Annotated in this window: 19 protein-coding genes and 1 pseudogene; 11 read left to right on the top strand and 9 right to left on the bottom strand. The window is 69.5% G+C overall.

What is annotated here, in order from left to right:
- Positions 1-488: 488 nt before the first annotated feature.
- Together ACKUU6_RS07055 and ACKUU6_RS07050 are read right to left on the bottom strand one after the other, a co-directional pair.
- Positions 489-1,679 (bottom strand): annotated as a pseudogene (locus ACKUU6_RS07055) (IS1380 family transposase); the annotation flags it as partial.
- Between the two features lie 44 nt (positions 1,680-1,723).
- On the bottom strand, positions 1,724-2,032 hold the full coding sequence (locus ACKUU6_RS07050) for a transposase (RefSeq protein ID WP_407987598.1): 309 nt from the start codon (positions 2,030-2,032) through the stop codon (positions 1,724-1,726).
- Here ACKUU6_RS07050 and ACKUU6_RS07045 point away from each other — a divergent pair.
- From ACKUU6_RS07045 to ACKUU6_RS07010, 8 genes are all read left to right on the top strand, one after another.
- Positions 1,949-2,869, top strand: coding sequence for an IS701 family transposase (locus ACKUU6_RS07045; protein WP_415927189.1), 921 nt, complete (start codon positions 1,949-1,951; stop codon positions 2,867-2,869). The two genes, ACKUU6_RS07050 and ACKUU6_RS07045, sit on opposite strands and share 84 nt — an antisense overlap.
- Before the next feature lie 275 nt (positions 2,870-3,144).
- Positions 3,145-3,447 (top strand): hypothetical protein, encoded by a 303-nt coding sequence (locus ACKUU6_RS07040; RefSeq protein WP_407987597.1) that lies wholly within the window; start codon positions 3,145-3,147, stop codon positions 3,445-3,447.
- 1,204 nt (positions 3,448-4,651) lie between these two features.
- The gene (locus tag ACKUU6_RS07035; RefSeq protein WP_407987596.1) at positions 4,652-5,854 is read left to right on the top strand and encodes an ROK family transcriptional regulator; all 1,203 of its coding nucleotides are present in this window, start codon (positions 4,652-4,654) and stop codon (positions 5,852-5,854) included.
- Positions 5,855-6,006: 152 nt separating this feature from the next.
- Positions 6,007-7,341 carry a sugar ABC transporter substrate-binding protein gene (locus ACKUU6_RS07030; protein ID WP_407987595.1) on the top strand — a complete coding sequence of 445 codons (1,335 nt, stop codon included), beginning with the start codon at positions 6,007-6,009 and terminating at the stop codon, positions 7,339-7,341.
- Positions 7,342-7,413: 72 nt separating this feature from the next.
- Entirely contained in the window at positions 7,414-8,367 is a 954-nt protein-coding gene (locus ACKUU6_RS07025) for a carbohydrate ABC transporter permease (protein ID WP_407987594.1), read from the top strand.
- Entirely contained in the window at positions 8,364-9,221 is an 858-nt protein-coding gene (locus tag ACKUU6_RS07020; RefSeq protein ID WP_407987593.1) for a carbohydrate ABC transporter permease, read from the top strand. The genes ACKUU6_RS07025 and ACKUU6_RS07020 overlap by 4 nt, the downstream gene beginning before the upstream one ends.
- 9 nt (positions 9,222-9,230) lie before the next feature.
- Positions 9,231-10,853 carry a beta-N-acetylhexosaminidase gene (locus ACKUU6_RS07015; protein WP_407987592.1) on the top strand — a complete coding sequence of 541 codons (1,623 nt, stop codon included), beginning with the start codon at positions 9,231-9,233 and terminating at the stop codon, positions 10,851-10,853.
- Between the two features lie 60 nt (positions 10,854-10,913).
- Positions 10,914-13,775, top strand: a complete 2,862-nt coding sequence (locus ACKUU6_RS07010; RefSeq protein WP_407987591.1) for an RICIN domain-containing protein — start codon at positions 10,914-10,916, stop codon at positions 13,773-13,775.
- A 374-nt stretch (positions 13,776-14,149) separates the two neighbouring features.
- Here the strand turns inward: ACKUU6_RS07010 and ACKUU6_RS07005 are convergent, their stop codons facing one another.
- The 4 genes from ACKUU6_RS07005 to ACKUU6_RS06990 form a co-directional block, all read right to left on the bottom strand.
- Positions 14,150-14,296 carry a hypothetical protein gene (locus ACKUU6_RS07005; protein ID WP_407992056.1) on the bottom strand — a complete coding sequence of 49 codons (147 nt, stop codon included), beginning with the start codon at positions 14,294-14,296 and terminating at the stop codon, positions 14,150-14,152.
- Positions 14,251-14,985: a transposase family protein gene (locus ACKUU6_RS07000; protein WP_407987590.1), complete on the bottom strand. Its 735-nt coding sequence runs from the start codon at positions 14,983-14,985 to the stop codon at positions 14,251-14,253. The genes ACKUU6_RS07005 and ACKUU6_RS07000 overlap by 46 nt, the downstream gene beginning before the upstream one ends.
- Before the next feature lie 60 nt (positions 14,986-15,045).
- Positions 15,046-15,501, bottom strand: a complete 456-nt coding sequence (locus ACKUU6_RS06995) for a hypothetical protein (RefSeq protein WP_407987589.1) — start codon at positions 15,499-15,501, stop codon at positions 15,046-15,048.
- Between the two features lie 166 nt (positions 15,502-15,667).
- Positions 15,668-15,838: a hypothetical protein gene (locus ACKUU6_RS06990; RefSeq protein ID WP_407987588.1), complete on the bottom strand. Its 171-nt coding sequence runs from the start codon at positions 15,836-15,838 to the stop codon at positions 15,668-15,670.
- A gap of 396 nt (positions 15,839-16,234) precedes the next feature.
- On the opposite strand from ACKUU6_RS06990, the gene ACKUU6_RS06985 reads away from it, so the two are divergent.
- Positions 16,235-16,420 (top strand): hypothetical protein, encoded by a 186-nt coding sequence (locus ACKUU6_RS06985; RefSeq protein WP_407987587.1) that lies wholly within the window; start codon positions 16,235-16,237, stop codon positions 16,418-16,420.
- 173 nt (positions 16,421-16,593) lie between these two features.
- On the opposite strand, the gene ACKUU6_RS06980 is transcribed toward ACKUU6_RS06985, so the two are convergent.
- From ACKUU6_RS06980 to ACKUU6_RS06970, 3 genes are all read right to left on the bottom strand, one after another.
- On the bottom strand, positions 16,594-17,925 hold the full coding sequence (locus ACKUU6_RS06980) for a tetratricopeptide repeat protein (RefSeq protein WP_407987586.1): 1,332 nt from the start codon (positions 17,923-17,925) through the stop codon (positions 16,594-16,596).
- Positions 17,926-18,009: 84 nt separating this feature from the next.
- Entirely contained in the window at positions 18,010-19,428 is a 1,419-nt protein-coding gene (locus tag ACKUU6_RS06975; RefSeq protein ID WP_407987585.1) for a DUF4331 domain-containing protein, read from the bottom strand.
- Positions 19,429-19,753: 325 nt separating this feature from the next.
- Entirely contained in the window at positions 19,754-20,920 is a 1,167-nt protein-coding gene (locus ACKUU6_RS06970) for a HoxN/HupN/NixA family nickel/cobalt transporter (protein ID WP_407987584.1), read from the bottom strand.
- Positions 20,921-21,265: 345 nt separating this feature from the next.
- Here ACKUU6_RS06970 and ACKUU6_RS06965 point away from each other — a divergent pair, with 345 nt between their 5' ends.
- Both ACKUU6_RS06965 and ACKUU6_RS06960 read left to right on the top strand, forming a co-directional pair.
- Complete coding sequence (locus ACKUU6_RS06965; RefSeq protein ID WP_407987583.1) at positions 21,266-23,071, top strand: high frequency lysogenization protein HflD; 1,806 nt, start codon at positions 21,266-21,268, stop codon at positions 23,069-23,071.
- Positions 23,072-23,094: 23 nt separating this feature from the next.
- On the top strand, positions 23,095-23,430 hold the full coding sequence (locus tag ACKUU6_RS06960) for a hypothetical protein (RefSeq protein WP_407987582.1): 336 nt from the start codon (positions 23,095-23,097) through the stop codon (positions 23,428-23,430).
- Positions 23,431-23,480: the final 50 nt, after the last annotated feature.

The raw sequence follows: 23,480 nt of genomic DNA, 5'->3' as shown, positions 1-23,480 counted from the left end.
TGCAAATCGCCAAGGATCGGCAGTAGGGGGTTGCACGATCAATCCGCAGGGGCGGACTCCGGCGCACGCCGGTGGCCTGCACACAATTTCCAATGCCATTTACGGAATCGGAGGCTGCGATTCCGCCGGACGGGTCGCACGGAACTACCGCGCTCCGTATCCATGTTCTATTTGCGTGACATTTTCCGGATCAGGAAATTCACTTCAGCTGCGCCTGTCCACGTGGCCGCAGTGCTGCAAACCACGGCCGATACTCAGGCGCCTCTTGAGGGGCAAGAGATTGGCACTGATGGCGCAGCGTGGGCGTTGCCTAACCTCGATCTTGCATGACGGTTCGTCAGCTTGGCTGGCGGGCCGTATTTGCTTGTCCGGGCTGGGTATTTCTGTCTGCGGGCATGACGAGGGCCCGGCTGTCGCGTCGGATGGGCGCCGGGTTCCACGGCTCCGGATGTGGTCGGGTGCTCGTTGGGGTGGGGCGTTATCGCTGGTCAGCCGGGGTCCGGTAGGGCTTGCAGTCGGACGAACGCGCTGGTGATCACATCGGTCCAGGGCCAGTGGCGGGCGAAGCGGAGCACGCGGCGGCGGCCGGCGTGGACGAGCTGGGCGGCAGCGGAGAACAGCCGTAGCCGCAGGCGTTTGGGCTCCCACCGGCGGGCTGGCCCGGTCAGGGCGAGCATGGGCATCCAGGCGAGCAGGTCGAGCGCGAGCTGGACGATCTCCAGCCAGATCTGGTTCTGGGCGGCGTCATGGAGGGGCAGGTTGCGCAGACCGGTGTCGCGGGCGGCGCGGATGCGGTCCTCGGCGCGGGCCCGCTGACGGTGCCGCAGCTCCAGTTTCGCGATCGGCGCGACGGTGGTGTTGGTGGCGAAGCAGGTCAGCCGCATCCCGTCGGCATCGGTGAAGCGCAACTGCGCGCCGGGGTGCGGCCGTTCCTTGCGGACGATCAGCCGCATCCCGGCGGGCCAACTCTTGAGGACGTCGCCGGCCAGTTCGGCAACCCAAGCGCCGTCGCGGATCTCGCCGCCGGGTTCGACGGCCGGGGTCCAGGCCGTGCCCGGGATCTTCAGCACGGCCTCGTGGATGGTGTCCGTGGTGGTCATCCCCACCGAGTAGGACAGCCACCGGCCGCGCGTGGTCAGCCAGTTAAGGAAGTCGTGAGTGCCGCCGGCGGAGTCGGTGCGGATCAGTGTCTGCCGTCCGCGCCGGTACTTCTTCGGCAGCTGGGCCAGCGCCAGGCGGGCGGCCTCGATGTGGTCGGCGGCCGTGTTGCTGCCCGCGTTCCCCGGCCGCAGCAGGCCGGCGACCGGTTCTCCGGAGCCCTCGCGGCCGTGGTCGACGAACGCTAACAGAGGGTGGTGCCCGAACGTCTTCTTCCAGGTCTTGGCGGCGTCCTCCTTCTCGGAGTGCGCGAGGATCAGCACTCCGTCGATGTCCACGACCACCTCGCCGCCCGCGTCCGGGGTGCTCTCGCCGGCCAACTTCCAGACCCGCTCGCGGACTTCGGCCCGTGCCCGCCGGATCGCCGTCAGCGCACGGGGGCCGGCAGCGGCGAGCGTGTCGACCAGACGGGAGACGGTCGGGTCAGAGGCCACCAGCCCGAACACGGCGGGCTCCGCCCGCAGCATCGCGACATCGGCCAGGCAATCCCCGCCCAGCACCACGGCGAGTGCGACGTCCATCGCCCCGGTGGCCTTCTCCGCATCGATGAAGAGGCACAAAGCGCCTACTTCACGATCTCCTTGGCGAAGAAGGCGGCGGCTTTTACCAGGATCTCGTTCGCCTTCTTGACCTCGGCCAGCTCGCGGCGGACGCGACGCAGTTCTTCTCGCTCATCGCTGGTCAGCGCGCCCGCCGACCCCTCGCCCCGGTCGGTCCTGTCCTGCTTGACCCAGCCCCGCAGCCCCTCGGGGCTCGCTCCGAGCTCCCGGGCGATCTCGGTGACGTTCCGATGCGGCGAGGACCGCACCAGCGCGATCGCGTCCCGCTTGAACTCGGCCGTGTACCGCTTGCTCATGTTGCTCTTGCCACTCACGATCTGGGCTGCTTCCTCCGGGACTCAACCGTCCCAGTATCAGGCTGTCCAGTTCAGCGGGGGAACTTCCCTCGGCGTGAACGCTGCGGAATCCCGGCCGACTTGGGGCACGTGGAGAAGTGGCAGCTCGCGCTGGACATGATCGACGAGACCCGGTCCTGGGGCGTCGAGGTGCCCCTGGTCCTGGCCGACGCCGGCTACGGCGACACGATCGCCTTCCGTCTGGGTCTGAACCAGCGCGGCCTGCGCTACGTCGTGGGCATCTCCAGCCGGCCCGCCGCCCATCCGGCCGCCGCCCGCCCGGTCACCCCGCCCTACAACGGCACCGGACGGCGCCCGGCCGCCAAATATCCGGACCCGGCCCGCAGCGTGAAGGCTCTGGTCATCGAGGCGGGACGCGGTGCGGCCAGGCCGGTGTCCTGGCGGGAGGGTTCACGCCCCGGCCGGGGCCGCAGCGGGTTGAAGCGCATGTACTCGCGGTTCGTGGCGCTGCGGATCCGCCCCTCCGGACGGGAGATCCGCGAGGCCACCGAAGGCGTCGAGCTGGCCGAGTGCTGGCTGCTGGCCGAGTGGCCGGCCAAGGAGGCCGAGCCGGTGCAGTTCTGGCTCTCCGACCTGCCCGCCGACACCTCGCTGACCACCCTGGTCCGCCTGGCCAAGCTCCGCTGGCGCATCGAGCACGACTACCGGGAGATGAAGCAGGCCCTCGGGCTTGCCCACTTCGAGGGCCGCACCTTCAACGGCTGGCACCACCACGTCACCCTCGCATCCCTCGCCCACGCCTTCTGCCCCCTGCGGAGGCTGACCCGGGCCCCAAAAGAAACGGCACCGGCCTGAGCCTCTATCAGGTCGTCCGCGAGCTGCAGTCACTCCTCGCCACCTGGGCCGGCGCCTGCCCCACCTGCCACCGCGACATACCCACACCGATACGAACCTGACCAAGCCCTACTATGGCTCCGTCATCGAACTCCCGATGTACGGTGGCCCGTTCCGCCCCCCGGCCTGGCCAGACGGCGGAGCACCGAGGGCCCGAGCCTGGTTCCGGTGCGCGCCATCTCCCCTGGACACTTCCTGCGCACGTTCGTCCACGGGCACAGTCGGCACATCCCTCGATGCACTCGGACATCCTGACCGCCTGGTGCGGGTTCACCCCGTCGCTGCCCACTCTGAACCAGGTCACGTTCGTGGGCATCGACCTCACCCACGGCCACGTCTACGTCCGCGGGGCTGGGCCCTTCACGCAGAGGCGCCGGGTGCCACCGCGCAAGCCGGTGCTACTGAACGTGATCGTCCGCGTGGTCAGCCGCTTCTACAACGCCGCTGTCGTGGCCGCCTGCCGCCGCGCGCACGGCCGCTTGTCCCTGACCGCGTGGATGAACCCTGACATCGCCGCCGTTATCCCGGCTATCAGGTAGGGAGCCTGGACGCCGATTCGCTGGCCCGAGGCGTTCATCCACCCGATACCGGGGAGCTGGACGCCGAGGTCGCCGAGACCGGCTCCACGTGCTCATGGGACGCACGGAGGCCGAGCAAGCCGGGCGCCTGGCGGAGGGCCGTCAGGCGCCCGGTCCCAACCCGGGTGTGCTGCACGGCCAAGGCGAGCCGTTCACCGCTCGGTGATGACCCCGGCCAACATGCTGTTCACCATCGCGGCGGGCCCCGTCATCTGTGCCCTGCCGCAACCGGCCGCCGGGGCGCCGCGAGCTGAGTGCCCACGGCCGGTGAATGTACGGAGCCGGGGAGCACCGCAATGACTGCCGGGGGCGGGGAGGCGTTCCGCTCGCCCGGCACGGGCCTGGCCGTCACGCTCTGCAGTACGTCCCAGAGCTGTTCGGCGCAGGTGAGGGCCGGTCCGGGGTCGGTCCACCGGCGTCGGCCATCGCAGTGCTCCCCGGGGATCGACACGTGCCAACCGCGGCCCAGCACCGCGACACCCTGGTCGGGAGCCAGCTGCCAGTACCGAGCGGACCCGGCTGGGATGAGCCACAGGTGTGCGTCCGACACCAGGTCGTGGATACAGCCGGGCCGAGCGGGCTTGAGTGCGTTCATCAGGAGGGGAGCCAGTTCACCGCTCACCTTGACGACGTCGAAGTCGTGGCCGGCCTCAAGGACCCGCACTCCGCGCGGGTCGCTGGGCAGCCATTGGGCGACCAGGAGTGATCCGGGCAGCTGGAAATGGAAGGGGGCTGTCGGTCCGTGGGCGAGCATGGGTTCCTCCCGGCAGGGGAGAGGGCTGAGGTACAGGGGGGCGCCGGGCCGGCTCAAAGGGCTGGTGAGGTCCGCCGCCTCAGGTGGTTTGTCGCTGTTGCGGGCTGCGCGGGGTGTGTGCTGACGGCAGCGTCCGCTCGCCGGGCACAATATCAAAAGAGGATTTAATTAAACCTGATTGCATAATCGGCCCTCCGGCGATGCCTGTCAAGCGCCGCAGGCTGGGCCGGCATCTGCGCCGTGCGCTCGCAGCGTCCCCGGCGGGTCGACCTCGGCACGGCTCTACCGGATCGTTACGCGCCCTGGATCCGAGGCCCTTGACAGGAGTTGGCGGTACTCTGATTATTCAAGGCATCTTAAGTAAAGCCATCTAAGAAACGTCGTTTCGGTGGCTGAAGGGAGTCTTGTGCCGTGAGTGATTCCGTCTCCACCACCGCCCCTGCTGGCGCTGGCTTCCGCACGCCGCGCCGCATGTCCGTCCAGCCGCGAGCGCGGCGCAGCCGGCCGCTGAGAACGAAGGCGCAGACGCAGGACAACCGGGTGCACAACCGCTCGCTCGTCCTGGCGACGCTGTACCACGAGGGTGCGATGAGCCGTGCCGACCTCGCGCGGAAGTCCGGCCTGACGGCCCCGACGGTGTCGGCGCTCGTTGCCGACCTGGAGGCCGATGGCCTGGTCGCCGATGTGGGGCGTCGGCCTGAGGGCGACCGCCGAAGGGGTAAGCCCTCGACGCTGGTCGAGATCCGCGACGACGCGGTGAACCTGGTGGCGCTCGATCTCTCGCACGGTGAGTTCTTCGAAGGGGCCGTGACGAACCTGCGCGGCCGCGTCGTCGAACGGGCGCGGATCGCGATCGGCGGCGCTGTCGGGGCCGCTGCCGCAGACCTTGTCTTCCACCTGGTGACCGATCTGCTTGATCGCGCACCGTGCCGGGTCCTGGGGATCGGCGTGGGCTCGCCCGGCATCGTCGATGACGAAGGGGTGATCCTGGACGCCGCGCACCTGGAGTGGCACGGCCTGCCGATGGCCCGTCAGCTCACCGACCGTTTCGGCATCCCGGCCCACGTCGGCAACGACGTGAACGTGGCCGCGCTGGCGGTCCTGCACTTCCGCCGTACCGAGGCGCAGAATCTGATGCTGATCGCCACGGAGCATGGTGTCGGCGCCGGCCTGATCGTCGGTGGGGAGCTGGTCGAGGGTGAGCAGTTCGCAGCGGGCGAGATCGGGCACGTCACGGTCGACGTCGGCGGTGAGCTGTGTGTGTGCGGGCGCCGAGGCTGTCTGGATCCGATGATCGACGCAGTGCACCTGCGGGCACGGCTCGCCGCATCCGCCGAGTCCGACCACGGCGCGATCCTGGCCGGCGCAGGGCAGGCTCTGGGCACGGTGCTCGCGCCGATCGCCTGTGCCCTGAACTTGAACGAGATCGTCCTGACCGGGCCTGCGGACCTGATCGAGGGTCCCTTACTCGACGCGGCCGTTGAGACGGTGCGCGCGCGGACGCTGTCCCCGATCGGCGCTTCGCTGACGATCCGGTCCCTGGCCGGGGACGGGGACCTGACGCTGCTCGGCGGGGTCTGCCTCGTGCTCGATGCCGAGCTCGGCGTCCTCTGAGCTCCGTTCCGACCGGCCCACAGACCCCCGGGTCGAGAACGCCCGGCACCACTGCGGCGGCAACCGCGTGACGTCGGCTCGACCCGGAAACCCGTGAGTACTACCCAACAGTCCAGTGATGTTACCGGCTGGACATACTGCTAGGAAATATCATGAACCACAGAACACGCGGTGCCGCCGCCGTCCTCGCCCTGGCCACCGCCGTCGCACTGAGCGCCTGTGCGAACAACGGCGCGGACACGGACACCTCCCCGAGCGGCACGACGCAGGTGGCCGCCGTCAGGGGCGAGGGCAAGACCCTCACGGTGTGGGTGATGGACGGCGACTACTCGGACCCCACGCTCAAGGCGATCAACGACGCGTTCACCCAGCAGACCGGCGCCAAGGTCGACGTTCAGGTGCAGAGCTGGGACGGGATCACCACGAAGATCACGACCGCGCTGGCCACCTCGAACCCGCCGGACGTGCTCGACCTCGGCAACACCCAGGTCGCCAGCTTCGCGGCCAACGGCGGCCTCAAGGACCTGACCCCCTACGCCGCGGACCTCGCGCACGCCCAGACCTGGCTGTCGGGCCTGGTCAATCCCGCCACCGTCGACGGCAAGCTCTACGCGGTCCCCGGCTTCGCCGGCGCCCGCGCGGTGATCTACAACAAGACCATGTGGGCGAAGGCGGGCATCACCAAGGCGCCCGCCACCATCGCCGAACTGACCGACGCCCTCACCAAGGTCAAGGCCGCCAACCCCGCACCCGACTTCTCCCCGCTCTACCTCCCCGGCCAGAACTGGTACGCGGGCATGCAGTTCGTCTGGGACGCGGGCGGCGACATCGCCACCGCGGACGACGCCGGCAAGTGGACCGCGGGATTCAGCACCGACAAGGCCCAGGCCGGCCTGGCGGACTTCAAGGCCTTCCAGAACCAGTTCTCCACCCCCGCCTCGCGAACCGTCGACACCACCAACCCCGACCAGGTCCAGGTCTTCGCCGACGGCAAGACCTCCGCGATCGTCGCCACCAGTGGCTTCGTCGGACGCATCCAGAAGGCCAACCCCAAGCTGACCGACGCCGACCTCGGCGCATTCCCCCTGCCGGGCAAGTCCGGCAAGTCCCAGCCCGTCATGCTCGGCGGATCCGACTGGGGCATCCCCGCCCGCAGCAACGACGCCGACCTCGCCCTGCAGTGGACCAAGATCGCCGCCAGCCCCGAGATCCAGATCAAGTGGGTCGCCGGACACGAGGGCTTCATCCCCAACAGCGCCGAGGGCATCAAGACCGCCAAGGCGACGGTCAGCGAACTGAAGCAGGGCTTCTTCGACGCCGCCCTCAACTCCAAGGCCACCCCGGCAGCCGCCAACTGGGCGCAGCTGGAAGGCAACAAGGACATCAACAACCTCTTCGCCGCCGTCGCCTCCGGGAGCAAGAGCCCCCAGGAAGCCGCTAGTGCGTTCGACGCCACAGCGAACAAGGCGCTCAACGCCGGCCAGTAGTGCCCCGGGGCGCCCTGGAACCCCGGGGCGTCCTCCCACCGCCCTACTGCGACCGGACAAGAGACAACGCTCATGACGCCCCCTTCCCCAGCGGGCACCCGGCGCACCCGCCGCCGCCCGCACCCCTTGCCCCGACGGCGCCACTCCCGAGCCCCATGGTGGCTGCTCTCCCCGGCGGGCCTGGTGATGCTCACCGTCACCGCCGCCCCGATCGTCTTCCTGATCTACACCTCCTTCACCGACTACAACCAACGCTCCCTCTTCACCGGCGCCTACCGCCTGGTCGGCACGGCGCAGTACGCCGCACTGCTGACGGACCCTCAGTTCTGGCACGCTCTCGAGCGCAGCGTCCTGTTCACGGCCGCCATGGTGGTCGGCAGCATCGCGGTGGGCACGGCCGTCGCCCAGCTCCTCACCCGCCTGGCGACCCCGATGCGTACGACGGTCACCCTCGTGCTGATCCTCGCCTGGGCCATGCCGACCGTTGCCTCCTCCCTCGTGTGGAAGTGGCTGTTCCAGCCCGGCTACGGGGTCGTCAACTGGCTGCTCACCCGCACGCACCTGTTCGGCGACATGACCAACACCGACTGGGCCAACGATCCGTTCCTGGCCTACCTGTCGATCTGGCTGCTGATCGTCTGGCAGGCCGTCCCGTTCATCGCCCTTACCCTGTACGCCGCACTCACCCAACTGCCCCTGGAACTCCAGGAGGCGGCCCGCCTGGATGGGGCCGGCGAGTGGCGCCTGTGGTGGTCGATCACCCTGCCCTTCCTGCGCCCCACCCTGCTGCTGGTCTCGCTGATGTCGGTGATCTGGGACTTCAACGTCTTCAACCAGATCTGGCTGGTCTCCGCCGGGGGCCCCGACTCCGCGACCACCACGCTGGGGATCTTCGCCTACAAGACCGCGTTCGTCGGCTTCCGAGTCGGCCAGGGCGCGGCCCTGTCGGTCATCACGACGGCCATCCTCGTGGCGATCACCGCCCTCTACATCCGCAATCTGCTGCGCTCCGGGGAGGACCTGTGACCAAGCGCCCGCGCCGCAACCGGGCCGTGACGGCCAAGGGCGGCTGGCTTCCGAACACGCTGGCGATCGCGTTCAGCGTGGTGTGGATCTTCCCCGTCTACTGGATGGTCAACACGGCGTTCAAGCCGCGCTCCGAGGCGATGACCTCGACCCCGCTGTTCCTCCCGAGGCACTGGACCCTGTCCAACTTCGACGCGGCGATCAACCAGACCACGTTCTACCGCAACCTGTTCAACAGCCTGGTCGTCGTCGGCGGCACCGTTGTCCTGGCCGTGGTGCTGGGCATGTTCGCCGCCGCCGCGCTCTCACGGTTCAGGTTCCGGGGCAGGCGCACGATCATGGTGGCGATCCTCATCGTCCAGATGCTGCCCGGCTCGGCCCTGCTCATCCCGACGTTCCTGGTCTTCAACCGGATCGGGCTGCTGGGCACCTACGTCGGGCTGATCCTCGCCTACGTCGCCGTCGTCCTGCCGTTCTCCATCTGGGTCATGCGCGGCTTCTTCATCGCCATCCCCGTCGAGATCGAGGAGGCCGCGCGCATCGACGGCGCCTCCACCTGGCAGATCCTCTACAAGATCCTGTTCCCGCTGGTCGCCCCGGGTGTGGTTGCCTCCAGCATCTTCGCGTTCATCGCGGCCTGGAACGACTACCTGGTGGCCTACACCTTCATGAAGGACCAGGACCAGTACACCCTCCCGGTGTGGCTGGCCTCCTTCAGCACCCCGATCACCGGCACCGACTTCGGCGGGCAGATGGCCGGCTCCGTCATCTTCTCCCTCCCCGTCGTCGTGTTCTTCCTCCTCATCCAGCGCAAGCTCGTCTCCGGCGTCTCCGCCGGCGCCGTGAAAGGCTGACCCCACTCCATGCTCCTGCCCCGCGCAACGTCTGTTCGCACGGACGAGGGCGAGTTCCTCCTCGGCGAATCCACCGTCATCACCGCCTCGCGCAAGCTCACCGCGACCGCTCTGTGGCTCCAGTCCACGCTCCGCCCCGCCACCGCGCTGCTGCTGCCCGCAGGCCCCTTCCACCCCGCCACCCGGCACTCGATCACCCTGGAGGTGCGGCCGGAACTGGGCGACGAGGAGTACTGCCTGACCGTCACCCCCCAGACCGTCCTGATCGAGGGCGGTTCCCCGGCCGGCGTCTTCTACGGCTGCCAGGCCCTGCTCCAGCTCCTGCCCCCCGCGGTACACCGCCGCGCCCGGGTCTCCGGGCAGCGGTGGGCGGTGCCGGCCGTGACGGTGCGCGATGAGCCGAGGTTCCGCTGGCGCGGTGTGATGCTCGACGTGGCCCGACACTTCATGCCCAAGCACGACCTGCTGCGGTTCATCGACCTGCTCGCCATGCACCGGCTCAACACCCTGCACCTGCACCTGACGGACGATCAGGGCTGGCGCGTCGAGATCCTCCGCCACCGCCGGCTGACCGAGGTCGGATCCTGGCGGCGCGAGTCCCAACTGGGAGCCCAGGACGGCGCACCCGGTGACGGCCGGCCCCACGGCGGCTACTACACGCAGGCCGACATCCGCGAAATCGTCGCCTACGCCGCGGAGCGCCACATCACCGTCGTGCCGGAGATCGACGTCCCCGGGCACTCCCAGGCCGCCATCGCCGCCTATCCCGAGCTCGGCGTTGGCGGTCCGGCACGGGAGGTCCACACCCGCTGGGGCGTCAACCCGAACATCCTCAACACCGAGGAGAGCACGCTCGACTTCTACCGGGGGGTCCTGGACGAGATCACCGACCTCTTCCCGAGCCGGTTCGTCGGCATCGGTGGTGACGAGTGCCCCAAGGACCAGTGGCGCGCGGATCCCCGCACCCAGGAACTCATGCGCGAGCGGGGCCTGGCGGACGAGACCCAGCTCCAGTCCTGGTTCATCGGCCGCCTGGGCGAACACCTCGCCACCCGCGGGCGCCGCATGTTCGCCTGGGACGACGTCCTGGAAGGCCCCGTCCCGCCCGGCACGGCCGTCGCCTCCTGGCGCGGCATGACCGGAGCACGGACCGCCGCCCGCCGGGGCCACGACGTTGTCTCGTGCCCGGACGACCAGGTCTACCTCGACTACCGGCAGTCCGAGCACCCCGATGAGCCGATCCCGTTCGCCGTTCCTCTGACCCTGCAGGAGGCGTACGGCTTCGAGCCGGTCCCCGACGACCTCACCGCGCACGAGGCCGCACACATCCTCGGCGGCCAGGCGAACATCTGGACCGAGCACATGGACTCCCCGCGCACCGTCGACTATTACGCCTTCCCTCGCCTGTGCGCCATCGCCGAAGCCCTCTGGAGCACCGGCGCACGCGACTTCGACGACTTCCGCACCCGCCTCGCCGCACACCTGCCCCGGCTGGAGGCGATCGGAGTCGAGTACCGACCCGAGACCGGGCCCCTGCCCTGGCAGACCCGTCCCGGCATCGAGGGAAAACCCTCCACCAGGCTTGAGTGGGCCGCCTTCATCGACGACCTGGTCACCCACATCAAGGGCTGAGCGCACCCCCACAGTGCTCAGTGCACCACCCATCCCCCACCACAAGGTACGGAGACAACCATGTACCGAAGAATGACCGCCGGACGGGCCGGGCTCGCAGCCGCCCTCTCGCTCACGGTGGCCGCAGCCGCGGCCGTGACCCTCACCCCCGCTGCCGTCGCGGCCAGCACCCCCGGCACCGTCACCATCGGCGGCAAGTGCCTGGACGACGCCGACTTCAGCACCGCCAACGGCGCAGTCGTCCAGCTGTACACCTGCAACGGCTCCGCCGCGCAGAACTGGACCTGGCAGGACGACGGCAGCCTCACCGTCACCATCGGCGCCGTCACCAAGTGCCTGGACGTCACCGGCGGATCCAACGCCACCGGCGCACTCGCCCAGCTCTACGACTGCGGCACCACGAGCGCCCAGCAGAGGTTCAAGTACCTGCCCGACGGCACCATATACAGCGCCAAGTCCGGCAAGTGCCTCGCCGTCCAGGGCACCGTCGTGAACAACGCGCGCATCGGCCTGGCGACCTGCGACCCCGCGCAGATCACCCAGAAGTGGGGCTCCACCACCGCCCCCCAGCCGTCCTACACCTTCACCGCGGGCGCCTCCGTCTCCGGCGGCGGCGGCGACGCCCCCTCCTTCCCCTACACCGACGCCAACGGCAAGTTCTACTACCAGACCGCCCACGCCCTCTACGAGGCCGGCGCCTCCCGCCAGTGGAACTTCTACTCCGGCGCCAACTTCGACAACGTCACCAAGAACCCGATCAGCAACGCGGTCAACCCGGCCAACCCCCTGGACCGCAACGACGACACCACCTGGCGCTGCAACAACAGCCCCACCGGCCTGACGGCCACCACGAACGGAAGCACCACCTACACCCAGCGCAACTACTGCGACCTCGTCGGCACCTGGGTCGACCCCGACACCGGCTGGTGGTACGGCCTGGTGCACAACGAGTTCACCGGCGAACCCTTCGGCGACGGCCTGCACTACGACGCGATCGACACGGCCGTCTCCAAGGACAAGGGCAGCACCTGGACCATCACAGACCACGCCATCACCTCGCCCTTCAGCACCACCAGGGGCGACACCGCGGCGTTCCCGAACCAGACCTACTACTACGGCGACGGCGACCAGCGCCTGTTCGTCGACCACGCCTCCGGCTACTTCTACGCCTACTACGCCACCCGCGTGGTGACCAAGCCCGGCACCGCCGGCGGCGAGATCTGGCTCCAGCACGTCGCCCGCGCCCCGATCTCGGGCAAGATGGCGGCCTCCTCCTGGAAGAAGTGGTACAACGGCGCCTGGCAGACCCCCGGCGTCGGAGGGGCCGAGAGCAACGTCATCCCCGCCGACGGCGGCGGCACCGGCTACACCGCACCCAGCGAGGACTACAAGACCTCCACCACCGGCGGCGCCTCCACCCAGGCCGCCAACGGCACCATGCCCGGCGACTCCCCACTCACCGTCATGAACATCGCCTGGAACGCCTACCTCGGCAAGTACATCGGCACCCCGCAGAACAACATCGCCCAGCGGACCGGCAACTACACCCCGCTGCACATCTACGCCACCGATGACCTCGCCACCCAGAAGTGGACCGACCTCGGACTGGTCCCCGGCACCGACAACGCCTCCTGGTACCGCTGGCTGCTCGACGCCGGCAACAAGACCAGCACCACCACCCTCGGCAAGACCTTCCGCTCCTACTGCCTGATCGAGTGCGGCACCAGCTCGCGGGAGATCACCATCACCCCCCGCAGCGCCGCGGACCTGCCCCAGGCCCCCGTCAGCGCCACCCAGGCATACAAGATCGCAGCCGGCAACGGCAGCTACCTGCAGCAGAGCGGCAGCACACTGACCACCGGCACCAGCAGCACCAGCACCACCCAGCAGTGGAAGTTCACCGCCACCGGCGACGGCTTCTACACCGTCACCAACCTCTCCACCGGACAGGCCCTCGGCGTCGGCACCGGCGACGCCGGCCGCGCCTGGGGCGCGGCCCCCACCCTCGCCTCCCCGACCGCCGCCATCGGCCAGCAGTGGTCCATCCAGGCCATCACCCAGGCCCCGGCCACCAGCGGCGCCTCCACCCCCACCGGCGCCTACCGCCTGGTCAACCGCTACAGCGAACTCGCCCTCAGCCTCACCAACGACACCCAGCCCGTCCTCACCGCCCCCCAGCGCAGCTGGAACAACACCGGCAGCAGCGGCGACACCCGCCCCGCCACCGCCCAGACCCTGACCTTCACCCCGGCCTCCGGCAGCACCGGCAACACCGTCACCGTGACCGCACCCGCCAACCAGACCTCGACCGCCGGCACCGCCATCACCGCCCTCCAGGTAGCCGCCACCGACTCCGCCACCGGCCAGACCCTCACCTACGCCGCCACCGGCCTGCCCGCCGGCCTGGCCATCAACCCCGCCACCGGCCAGATCACCGGCACCCCCGCCGCCGTCACAACCGCCACCGTCACCGTCACCGCCACCGACACCACCAACGCCTTGGGCTTCGCGTCCTTCACCTGGACCGTCACCGGCACCGACGCCGCCCAGGGCCGGCCGACCACCGCCTCCTCCGTCGAGGCCAGCACCCTGGGCGCCGCTCTCGCCACCGACGACAACGCCACCACCCGCTGGGCCAGCGCCTACTCCGACCCGCAGTGGCTGCAGGTCGACCTCGGCACCACCAAGCCCGTCAAGCAGGTGAAGCTCAACTGGGAAGCCGCCTACGGCAAGGCCTACCAGATCCAGACCTCCAACGACGGAACCACCTGGACCACCATCTACTCCACCACCACCGCAACCGGCGGCAACGAGGACCTCACCGCCCTCAACGGCTCCGGCCGCTACATCCGGATGAACGGCATCCAGCGTGGCACCGGCTACGGGTACTCCCTCTGGTCCTTCCAGGTGTACAGCTGGTAGTGACCCGGGATGACGAACCCGTCACCCATGGTGTCCGGCCGACGACTCCCGCGGCACTTCCGTAGCAGGGATCGCGTGATCACGTAGGCCCGCAGGCCGGAACTGTCGGCCGGCCGCCGCACACGCACCAGAGCTCCGGTGGTTCGGAGCGCCTATCAAGGCCTTCCCGAACCACCGGAGTTCGGACGTGCCCGCAGCGGACACCGCATGCCAAGTCGAGCCCTCGGCCATGGATCACTATGCGGAGACCAAGGACATTGAGGCTTCGCCATCTTCGAACGTGCTGGTCAGTGGGGCTGGTGTGGCGGGCTGTAGGGGTGCTCGTGCTGGTGGTGGGCGAGAGTCTGGGGTCTTGATCATCTGTCAGGGCGCGGTCAGCGGTTGACTTCGAGGTTGGTCAGGACGAGAAGGGCGCGCAGGAGGGCGGTGGCGCGGGCTGGGTCGGTGCGGAGCTTGGTGAGGATCCGCCAGGCTTTCAGGTTCGCGAAGGCGTGTTCGACCGGGGCGCGGGCGGAGGCCAGGATCTGGTTGGCCTGCTGTGGCCGGCGGTGAGCTTGCGGGCCCGGGTGGCCTTGTAGCCGGTGACGATGGCCTGGTCGTCGGGGTCCTTGGGCTTGTCGACGCCGATGAAGCCGAGGTCGGCGAGCGCACCGAGGCCCGCTGCCCTGAGGTGCTCGACGATCTTGTCGCGGCGGGCGGCGGTGGCGTCGTGGGTGCGGCCCGGGCGGGCGGCGGAGATCCAGACCAGCTTGCCCCGATCGTCGGTCAGGGCCAGGAAGTGCAGGCCGTGGCGGTGGTGCTTGCCGGAGTAGTTGGGGCGGTTCGCCTTCCCGGTGCGGCGCTGGGTGGGGATCAGGGTGCCGTCGATGAGCACGACCTCCCCGCCCCGCGCGGCTATCTGGCGAAGTGCCCGGTCCAGGCGTGGGGCGCGGGCGGCGAGCAGGTCGAGCATCTCGTCGCGCCAGCGCCGCAGGGTGGACTCGGGGACCGCGTTGCCGTGGGCCAGGTCCAGCAGGCGCTGGTCGTGTCGCAGCATCGCCAGCACGAGCACCGCGATGCGGCCCGGCGGCAGCGACCGAAACGGCGAGTGAATCGTCTTCAGGTGCGATCGCAGCAGGTCGGCGAGGTGGGTGATGGTGCTCGTGGACAGATTCAGGTGGCACTGGTAGACAAGGGAGACGCCCTCGGCGGGCTTGTTGTTTTTCGTCACACAAACTCAACGACCGCCGGGGGTCCTGGAGTTACGCCCCATTGTCCACGGCCTGGCCGGTCACAGACGTGTGGTGAACCTGCCGTCGGGCAACTTGCGCAGCCATCCGCGCCCGGCGAGCTTGGACAGCTTCCCCCGCAACGGCTCCAGTTTGCCCCGCACCATCACCTCCAGGCCCAGCTCCTGGCCGACCTGCCTGGTCGACACCGGCCCGCCCGCGTCCCGCACCACGGCCATGATCCGCTGGTAGTCCGGCGGCAGCGCGTCCTGGTCCATGCCGGGCCCGCGATGCGGAATCAGCAGCACCGCACGGCCCGCGACTTGCGCTTGAGCCGGCACGGCCGCAGCCGCGTCCGCAGTGGCGAACTGCTCGGCCATCCGCGCGATCACCCGCTCGGCGACTGCGAGTTCCTCCTGCTCGGCCCGGACCTGATCGAGCTGCTTGACCAGTTGTTCCTCCAACTCGTTCAGCTCAGCTCGGCGCACGACGATCTTCCTCAGCACATCGGGATCCATCATGAGCCGGAGCGTAGGAGTCACACGGACAGCGACAGGGCGGAATCAGCAAAGACCTCCCCGCCAGACGATCTACACGCCAGACTCCCGCTCACCACCAGCACGAGCACCCCTACAGCCCGCCACACCAGCCCCACTGACCAGCACGTTCGAAGATGGCGAAGCCTCAGTGGTATTTCGTCGGTGTGCCGTCGTCCATCAGTCCGGCGGCGACCGCCCGGTCCCAGGCGCGGAGGACCTGTTCCATCGCGGGCACGGGTGGCGGCGGGACCGTCACCGGGGCACCGGGGCCGCAGCGTGTGTCACGTTCAGGGCGCTTCTTCTTGATCCGTCCCACTTTTGGGTCTCCTCGGTTCATCGGCCCCGAGGTGGTCGCCGGGCGGCCTCGTGTTCCCAGTCACCACAGCAGAGGCTCTTTGGGCAGGTCACCGCAACCACAACCACGGTGCTCGCCAGGGGTGGCATCCTCGGGGTTGCTCTGTTCGGCTGTCGCACCGGACGTCACGTGCATTGCAGTCCGGCCCAGGCAGCGGAGGCACGTGATGGCTGCCTGGCGTGCCCAACTGCGCGCGTTGGAGCGGGCGGTGCGTACAGCTTTCCTTCGGAGGCCGCCGTGCCGCGGACGGCTGCAGACTTCGCGGATCACCCATACGGTCCATGGCCTGTGGGCGCCGAACCCGCCTGGAGGAGTCTGCAGGTCAGCGTCGTTCTGTGTACGGCCTACGATGGGGCCGTGACCGATGAACGCCTGGACGACGCCCAGGGGCACATGGTTGAGCTGCAGCTGGCGTGGCGCCGGGCGAAGGCGCTGTGGAGTTCCGATCCGAACGATATCGACGCGTACACGGCGTTCATCCAGGCCGGGATCGCGCTCTACCGTCAACCGGTCCCGGATCCCCGCCCGGCCCGCGCGCCGTAGTCGGTGGACCCCGCCGACCAGCGGCCGCCGGGTCGTTGCCGGGCGGCCATGGGCGCCGATCGGGCCGCGGCAGGCCGAGGGTGTGTCGAGTCCGCTGTTTTCGAGCAGTCGGCAACGCGGCCGGTCCGGTCCCGGTCCTGCCGCAGGACCGTACTTGTCTCCCGAGTCGACGGCTACGTAAGCGAGTTGAGTGAGGCTTTGGCGAGTGGGGCGTGGATGAGTGAGAAGTGCGGGTCCGTGGCGAGGGCGGCGGCAAGGTCGTCTCGGGCTTGCCCGGTCTGACCGAGGGCGCGTTCGATCTCCCCGCGGTGGTAGAGGAAGAGGGCGTTGCGCCAGCCGTGACTGAGGGCCAGGTCGGCGTAGGTGAGGGCTTCCTGGTCCTGGCCGGTGCGGTGGAGGGCCCAGCCGAGGGCGTCTGCGACGACGGGGTGGTGGCGCTGTTGCCATTCGGCACGCAGGAGGGTCACTGCTTGGGCGGGGTCGCCGTGGTCGGTCTGGAACTGGGCGAGTGTCAGGTCGTCGCTGACGCCGTTGGCTGCGGCGAGGCGGTGTTCGGCGTCGAGCAGGGCGTACTGTTCCTTGGCTTGTTGGGGGTGGCCGAGGGCCTCGTGGAGTTCGCCGAGTTCGAGGAGGTACTGCGGAAGCGGGACGCGCCCGATGGCGGTGGTGTAGTCGCGGACAGCGGTGGCGGTGTTGCCGAGGGCTGCCTCGGCGCGGGCTTGGCCGGCGAGTGCGGGCGTGTAGTCGGGGTCGGCGTCCAGGGCACGCTGGTAGCCGGTCAGGGCTTGGTGGGTGTGGCCGGAGTTGAGGTCGAGTTCGGCGATCTGGTGGAGGCAGAACGCGCGGTCGGCCGGGCTGTAGGCGTCTGCCAGTGCGCGCTCGAGAGCGGCGCGGGCGTCGTTGGTTCGGCCGTGCTGTTCGAACTCGTAGGCGGCGCGGGTGAAGGCGGCCGTTCCGGGCCGGTGGTCGAGGAGTTGCTGGACGGCCTTCGTGGCGGCGGAGTCCTCGCCGAGCTGTGTGAGCGCGTCGGCGAGTACGGCGTAGGCCTGCCAGTGCAGCGGTTGAGCGGTGATCGCTCGCTGGGCGAAGTCCTTTGCCTCGGCGAAGCGGTGGCGTGCGTTGGCCAGTGCGCCGAGTCCGGTGAGGGTTTCGGTGCTGCCCTCAGGGGTGAGGTCCAGGGCGCGGTGCAGGGCTTCGTCGGCCTTGGGGTAGTAGGACGGGTCGGCGGTGAGGCGGGCCTGCTCGACGTAGCGGGCCCCGAGCCTGGCCCACGCGGCGGCGTCGGAGGGCAACTCCCGCAGTCGGCGCTGGTCCGCCGCGATGGCCGCCCCCAGGGAGGAGGAACTCCCCGAGTCGGCTGCGCCGGTGTCGGACGCCAGCCGGTGCTGGGTTGCCATGTCGCCCGCCGCGCGGGGAGGTCCTGAGGGCTGGGAGAGCAGGCCGCCGGCCGCGGCGAGGGCCGCGCAGAGAGCGCCGGTGGACAGCAGCAGGGGCAGACGTCGCATCAGGACTCCTGGTCGCGGTCCGGCACCCGGACCTCTCCGCTGGTGGGGCTCCGCACGTCTGCCGGAGCCCCACCCGGGCTACGGCTACTTCTGGTTGACGGCCTTGTCGTAGGGCAGGGCCAGGTACGGGAAGGTGGCGCCGAACGGCTTGTCGGTGGTGTTGACCTTGTCACCGGCGGCGAGGGCCTGGATGAAGTTGCCGGGGGTGGCGCCCTCGACGACCTGCAGAGCGATGTCGACGACGTCGTCGGTCAGGCGGCGGCCGTTGGGGAAGCCCTGGAAGTCGCCGTTCAGGACCCCGAGGCGGTCGGGCTTCGGGGTCACCGGGGTGGACATGTTCAGGCGCAGCTCCTCGGCGGGCACGAACTGGGAAACGTCGATGTCCTGGTTCATGAGCTGGGAGTTGAGGTCGACGGCGAGCGGGCCGTTGGTGGCCTTGGCGATGCCGGTGAGGAAGATCTCGACCAGGTCGGTGCGCGGGGTGGCGGGCGCGGGGATGCCGTAGATGGCCTGGACGAGCTTGGGGACCTCCGGGTCGAGCACCTTGGCGACGACGGCGGGCTGGTTGTGGTCCTCGGACGGCGGGAGGGAGTTGAAGGCGTCCTTCAGGCCGGCGGGCAGGACGACCTCGTTGACCAGCGGGTTGCCCAGGCGGGAGACCTGGACGTAGGGGCCGACCGGCTTCTGGGAGCCGGGGCTGAGCTTCATGGTCTGCTTCTCGGTGCTCGACCACACGCCGATGACCGGGTTGCGCGTCGCGTCACCCTTGTAGGCGAGCTTGCTCTTGGGGATCTGCAGGGCAACGGAGTTGACGTTGTATCCGGCGAGGGTGTTCTGTCCGACCTCGGAGAGGTTGCCGCCATAGAGGAGGTCGAAGACCCGCAGGTCGAGGAAGAACGGGTCGGCGGCCTGGGTGGCCACCGTCTGGCCGCCGCCAGGCAGCTGCACGGTCGCCTGGTCGCGTAGCTGGCCGTAGTTGGGCATGGATGCCTTGCCCGTGTCGGACGGCGCGGCGGTGCCGTGCTCGACCAGGGTTACCGGGTCGCAGTCGGGTCGCAGTTCCTGGAGCGTGTAGTACTGGTGGAACAGCAGGGTGGGGTCGGTGAGGTTGTTCACCGGCCCGTTGTTGTAGAGGAAGGTGTTGGTGCCGCGCTGGTCCTCGGTGTGGAAGGTCCAGCGGTAGGTGACGTCGGGCTTGCCGGTGCCCTGGGAGTCGATGTTGATGTCGTAGTGCGCGCCGTCGGCCCAGGGGTAGAAGTTCGGCCCGCCGTTGGGTTCCTGGAACGGCAGCCAGTTGGCGATCAGCGTGACGGTGTCGGGCTTGTCGGGGCTGGTGAAGGCGTACACGTCGGTGTTGTCGACCTGGGGGTCGGCGGCGATCAGCGGGGCTTCGCGGTGGCTGGACGCTCTGGAGACGCCCGAGCCGGTGGACAGGAGGGCGGTGCTGGCCAGGGCCAGGCTCATGGTGGTCAGGATCGCGGCCGTGCGAGCGGTGGAGCTCACGCGGGAGGTGCGACGACATGCGGTCATGGATGTGTTCTCCGCTTCGGTGACGGACGGTCACCTGCCGGTGGTGGCAGGGCCGCGGGTCGGGTTCGGCGTGGCAGCTGCACTGCGCACTGTGAACCGCTCACCGGCAGAGTTCGTGAACACACGGGCTCCGGACTGGTGCTCTCACCCGCGTGGCGCAGGGGCTTCACCCGGGTGGTAGGCAAAAGGACGACAAACGGCCTCGTGCCGGCCTCCCACAGCGCGTTGCGCTTCGGGAAGCCGGCACGAGAGGGCAGAACCGTTCCTCACCCATGCGGCAGGCACGAGCAGGCGGGCGTCAGACCTCGCCGGTGAGGACGTGAGGGGCCGCGGGCCCGGCGGCCTGGGCCGGTACCTTGGGTGCCCAGCGGTCCTCGATGCGGGCGAGTCTCCACACGGCCAGAGCCACCAGCCAGACCGCGATGAAAAGGCCGACGATCGCGAAGCCGACGATGTTGAGGTCCAGCGCCGCAACCCATTCCCAGAACGCGCCCCGGAGACGGAGCTTGTCAGCCAGCAGTGCGAGGAGTTCGACGGTGCCGATCACCAGGGCGACGGCCACCGACAGGCTGGTAACGGTCAGGTTGTAGTAGATCTTGCGGACCGGGTTGGAGAACGCCCACCCGTAGGCGAAGTTCATGAAGGAGCCGTCAATGGTGTCGAGTAGGCACATTCCGGCGGCGAACAGCACCGGCAGGCACAGGATCGCGTACCAGGGCAGACCGGAGGCCGCGCCGGTGCCCGCGAGGACCAGCAGGGCGATTTCGGTGGCGGTGTCGAACCCGAGGCCGAACAGCAGGCCCAGCGGGTACATGTGCCAGGGCTTGCGGATCGCTCTCGTCGCCCGGCCCAGCACACGGTTCATCAGGCCCCGTTTGGCTAGCTGCTCTTCAAGGGCCTGCTCGTCGAGGTGGCCCTCGCGCATGCGGCGCCGGACCTTCCAGATGCCGACCAGGACGACCAGGTTCAGGGCCGCGATCAGGTAGAGGAACGAGCCGGAGACGAGCGTGCCGATCAGGCCGGTGGCCTGGTGGAGGGAGGAGTCGTCGTCCCTGAGCGGACCGGCGAGGGTCTTGACGCCCAGGGAGAGCAGCAGGGCGAGGGCGAAGACGATGGAGGAGTGGCCGAGGGAGAACCAGAAGCCGACGGAGAGCGGGCGTTGGTGCTGGTCCATGAGCTTGCGGGTGGTGTTGTCGATGGCGGCGATGTGGTCGGCGTCGAAGGCGTGGCGCATGCCCAGGGCGTAGGCGGTGACGCCGATGCCGATGCCGAAGCTCTGGTTGCCGATGGTGTGGTGCTGCGGGGCGACGGCGGCCACCAGGGTTATCCAGCCGATCAGGTGGAGGCCGAGGATGAAGGCGCCCATGCCGGCCAGGCGGCGCCACTCCGCTCGTGTCAGGCGGGGGCGAGAGGCCTGGGCACCGGTCTGTCCGGGTGCGGGGGAGGTTTGCGGGGGCGGGCCCATGACTGTGCTCCTTCGTCGGCCGGCTGAGTGTCCGTGAGAGCGGCTGACTTGTAACTGCACTATGGCCGCAAGAAGGGGGCGCGTCACAGGGCGCGCCGGGGCGCTGCGAGGCGTCACGCTCACGGGTCAGGGCCCCGCACGCCTTTGATCCCGGGCACTCTGACAATGGTGGCGGGCCTGGCCGCTCTGCCTCGTACGAGTGAAGCCGCGGTCCGACACGGGATGGCGCGCGGCGCAGGCCCACGCAAGCCGCGATGGTAGCCGGGCGCATCCGAGCGCCACTGCCGCCCAGGACTCCCGCGACCACTGGCGTGCCGCAGCCGTCACTGTCCACGGAGGCAACGCGTGACCGTCCCTCGTCCCCTGCTCCGCACCGCGGTTGCCTCGTCAGCCCTGGCCTGGCTGCTGGGCGTGGCGGCTCCCGTTGCCGTGGCACATCCCCTGGGGAACTTCTCCGTCAACCACTACCTCGGGCTGACGGTTCATCAAGACCACATCACAGCAACGGCGGTCACCGACTCCGCCGAGATCCCCACCCTGCAGGAGCAGACCCGGGTGGACCGCGACGGCGACGGGACCGTGAACGATGCGGAGCGGGCCGCCTGGGCAGCCGAGGGCTGCGAGCACGTCACCTCCCGCCTGCGCCTGACGGTCGACCAGGCTCTCCGGAGTCCCGCGTGGGAGGTGCTCTCGGCATCGTTTCGCTACGAGGACGGCACCGCCGGGCTGCGGACCAGCCGCCTGGAGTGCCGGCTGTCGACGCCACTGCGGATCGCCTCGTCGGGAACGGCGGTCGAAATCCAGACCGGTGCGGATCCGGCGCGCGTGGGCTGGAACGAGATCACCGCGCGTGGCGAGATGACAAGACTCGAGCGATCCGACGTTCCCGAGTCGTCCGCCTCCTCTGAACTGCGCGACTACCCGAAGGACTTGCTCGACAGTCCGAAGGGCGTCACCCGGGCCCGGTTCACCGCGCTGCCCGCAACCGCCCGTACGGCACCGGCCGGTGCGGTACGGGCGGCTGCCGATGGGAGCGGCCCCTCAGCCTGGCTCGCCTCGCTCGACAGGCGCCTGGCCGAGCTCGGCACCGCCCACCGTCTGACCCTCCCCCTGGGCCTGCTCGCCGTACTCCTGTCGATCGTCCTCGGCGCCGGACATGCCCTGCTGCCGGGCCACGGGAAGACCGTCATGGCGGCCTACCTGGCCGGACGACGCGGCCGGATGCGCGACGCGCTCACCGTCGGAGCGACCGTCACCATCACGCACACCGCAGGTGTCCTCGTCATCGGCCTGAGCCTGACCGCCTTCTCCTCACTGGCAGGGGACGCACTCCTGGGCCGCCTGGGCGTTGTCAGCGGCGCCCTCGTCGCCCTCGTCGGTGCGGGTCTGCTCCGCGAGGCACTTCGCGGCCGCCGCACCCCGACCACCGCTCACCAGCTGGACAGTCCGATCGCCTCCGTCCCGGCACAGGACTTCAGGTCCCCCCAGGAACTCGCGCATGCCGGATCACCCACCCAGCACATCGAGCCCCCGCTCCATGAGTACCACCCCAGCCCCAGCCCCGCACACGACCCTCGGCACTCGCAGCCGCACGACGCAGGCGAACCCCACCACCAGCCGCAGCAGCAACCCCACGCACATTCACACGCGCATCCCTCGGAACACGGCCACCACCACGGGGACCCGCACCAGCACGGGGACCCGCACCATCACGACCACGAGCACCAGCACGGGGACCCGCACCGGCACGAGCATCCGCACGATGTCGGCCACCGGCACGGCTTGTTCGGCACTCACCACCATCACGACCACGGGACCGGCCCGAAGCGCGGCAACCTGATCGGGCTCGGCATCGCCGGCGGACTCGTCCCCAGCCCGTCCGCACTCATCGTCCTGCTCGGCGCGGTGGCCCTTGGACGCACCCTGTTCGGAGCCACACTCGTCGTCGCCTACGGACTGGGCATGGCCGCCACCCTCACCACCGTCGGTCTGCTGCTGGTGCGCGTGGGGGACCGGATCTCCACCGCCTCAGGCGGACCCGCGCTCAGCCGGCTTCGCCGGATCGCGCCCTACAGCGGGCTGCTGACGGCCCTGCTCGTCCTCACGGTCGGCATCGGCCTCGTCCTGCGAAGCCTTCCCACCGCCCTGTAGACCCACCAGCCCCGGAGACCTCCATGAACCCTCGAACCATTCACATGCTGGGCACCGTCCTGGCGACCCTGCCCTTGCTGACCGCCTGCTCCGCAGACGAGCAGGGACGGTTCGACCCACAGAACGCCAGCCCCTCACCCACCTGCCTCCAGCACCAGGCCCAGCAGCCCGGCACCCGATACAGCGGCGGCCAAGAAGCTGATCCGACGGCAGTTCTGGAGATGATGCGCTTCTACACCGCCAACGGCACCAAGGCCTACTGCGACGGAAAGCCACCCACCGCCGTCGACCAGCGATGGACCGGCCTGTACACAGCACTCGGCGGAGACACCGCCCATGTACGCCGCCCCTCGGCCTGAACCCACCTCATAGCTTCAGGGTTGTCGCGGGCTCACTCGCCTGGGGCATG

The organism is Kitasatospora sp. CMC57, from assembly GCF_045866025.2.
In the GTDB taxonomy this organism is placed as follows: domain Bacteria; phylum Actinomycetota; class Actinomycetes; order Streptomycetales; family Streptomycetaceae; genus Kitasatospora.
The sequence above is the reverse complement of the archived record's forward strand: the minus strand, read 5'-3'. Positions and strand labels throughout refer to the sequence as shown.

Excerpts from the sequence above, each read along its gene's own strand:
- ACKUU6_RS07045 (WP_415927189.1), top strand. The coding sequence starts at position 1,949 with ATGCGGCGAGGACCGCACCAGCGCGATCGCGTCCCGCTTGAACTCGGC.
- ACKUU6_RS07040 (WP_407987597.1), top strand. The coding sequence starts at position 3,145 with ATGCACTCGGACATCCTGACCGCCTGGTGCGGGTTCACCCCGTCGCTG.
- ACKUU6_RS07030 (WP_407987595.1), top strand. The coding sequence starts at position 6,007 with ATGAACCACAGAACACGCGGTGCCGCCGCCGTCCTCGCCCTGGCCACC.
- ACKUU6_RS07025 (WP_407987594.1), top strand. The coding sequence starts at position 7,414 with ATGACGCCCCCTTCCCCAGCGGGCACCCGGCGCACCCGCCGCCGCCCG.
- ACKUU6_RS07015 (WP_407987592.1), top strand. The coding sequence starts at position 9,231 with ATGCTCCTGCCCCGCGCAACGTCTGTTCGCACGGACGAGGGCGAGTTC.
- ACKUU6_RS07010 (WP_407987591.1), top strand. The coding sequence starts at position 10,914 with ATGTACCGAAGAATGACCGCCGGACGGGCCGGGCTCGCAGCCGCCCTC.
- ACKUU6_RS06995 (WP_407987589.1), bottom strand. The coding sequence starts at position 15,501 with ATGGATCCCGATGTGCTGAGGAAGATCGTCGTGCGCCGAGCTGAGCTG.
- ACKUU6_RS06980 (WP_407987586.1), bottom strand. The coding sequence starts at position 17,925 with ATGCGACGTCTGCCCCTGCTGCTGTCCACCGGCGCTCTCTGCGCGGCC.
- ACKUU6_RS06970 (WP_407987584.1), bottom strand. The coding sequence starts at position 20,920 with ATGGGCCCGCCCCCGCAAACCTCCCCCGCACCCGGACAGACCGGTGCC.
- ACKUU6_RS06960 (WP_407987582.1), top strand. The coding sequence starts at position 23,095 with ATGAACCCTCGAACCATTCACATGCTGGGCACCGTCCTGGCGACCCTG.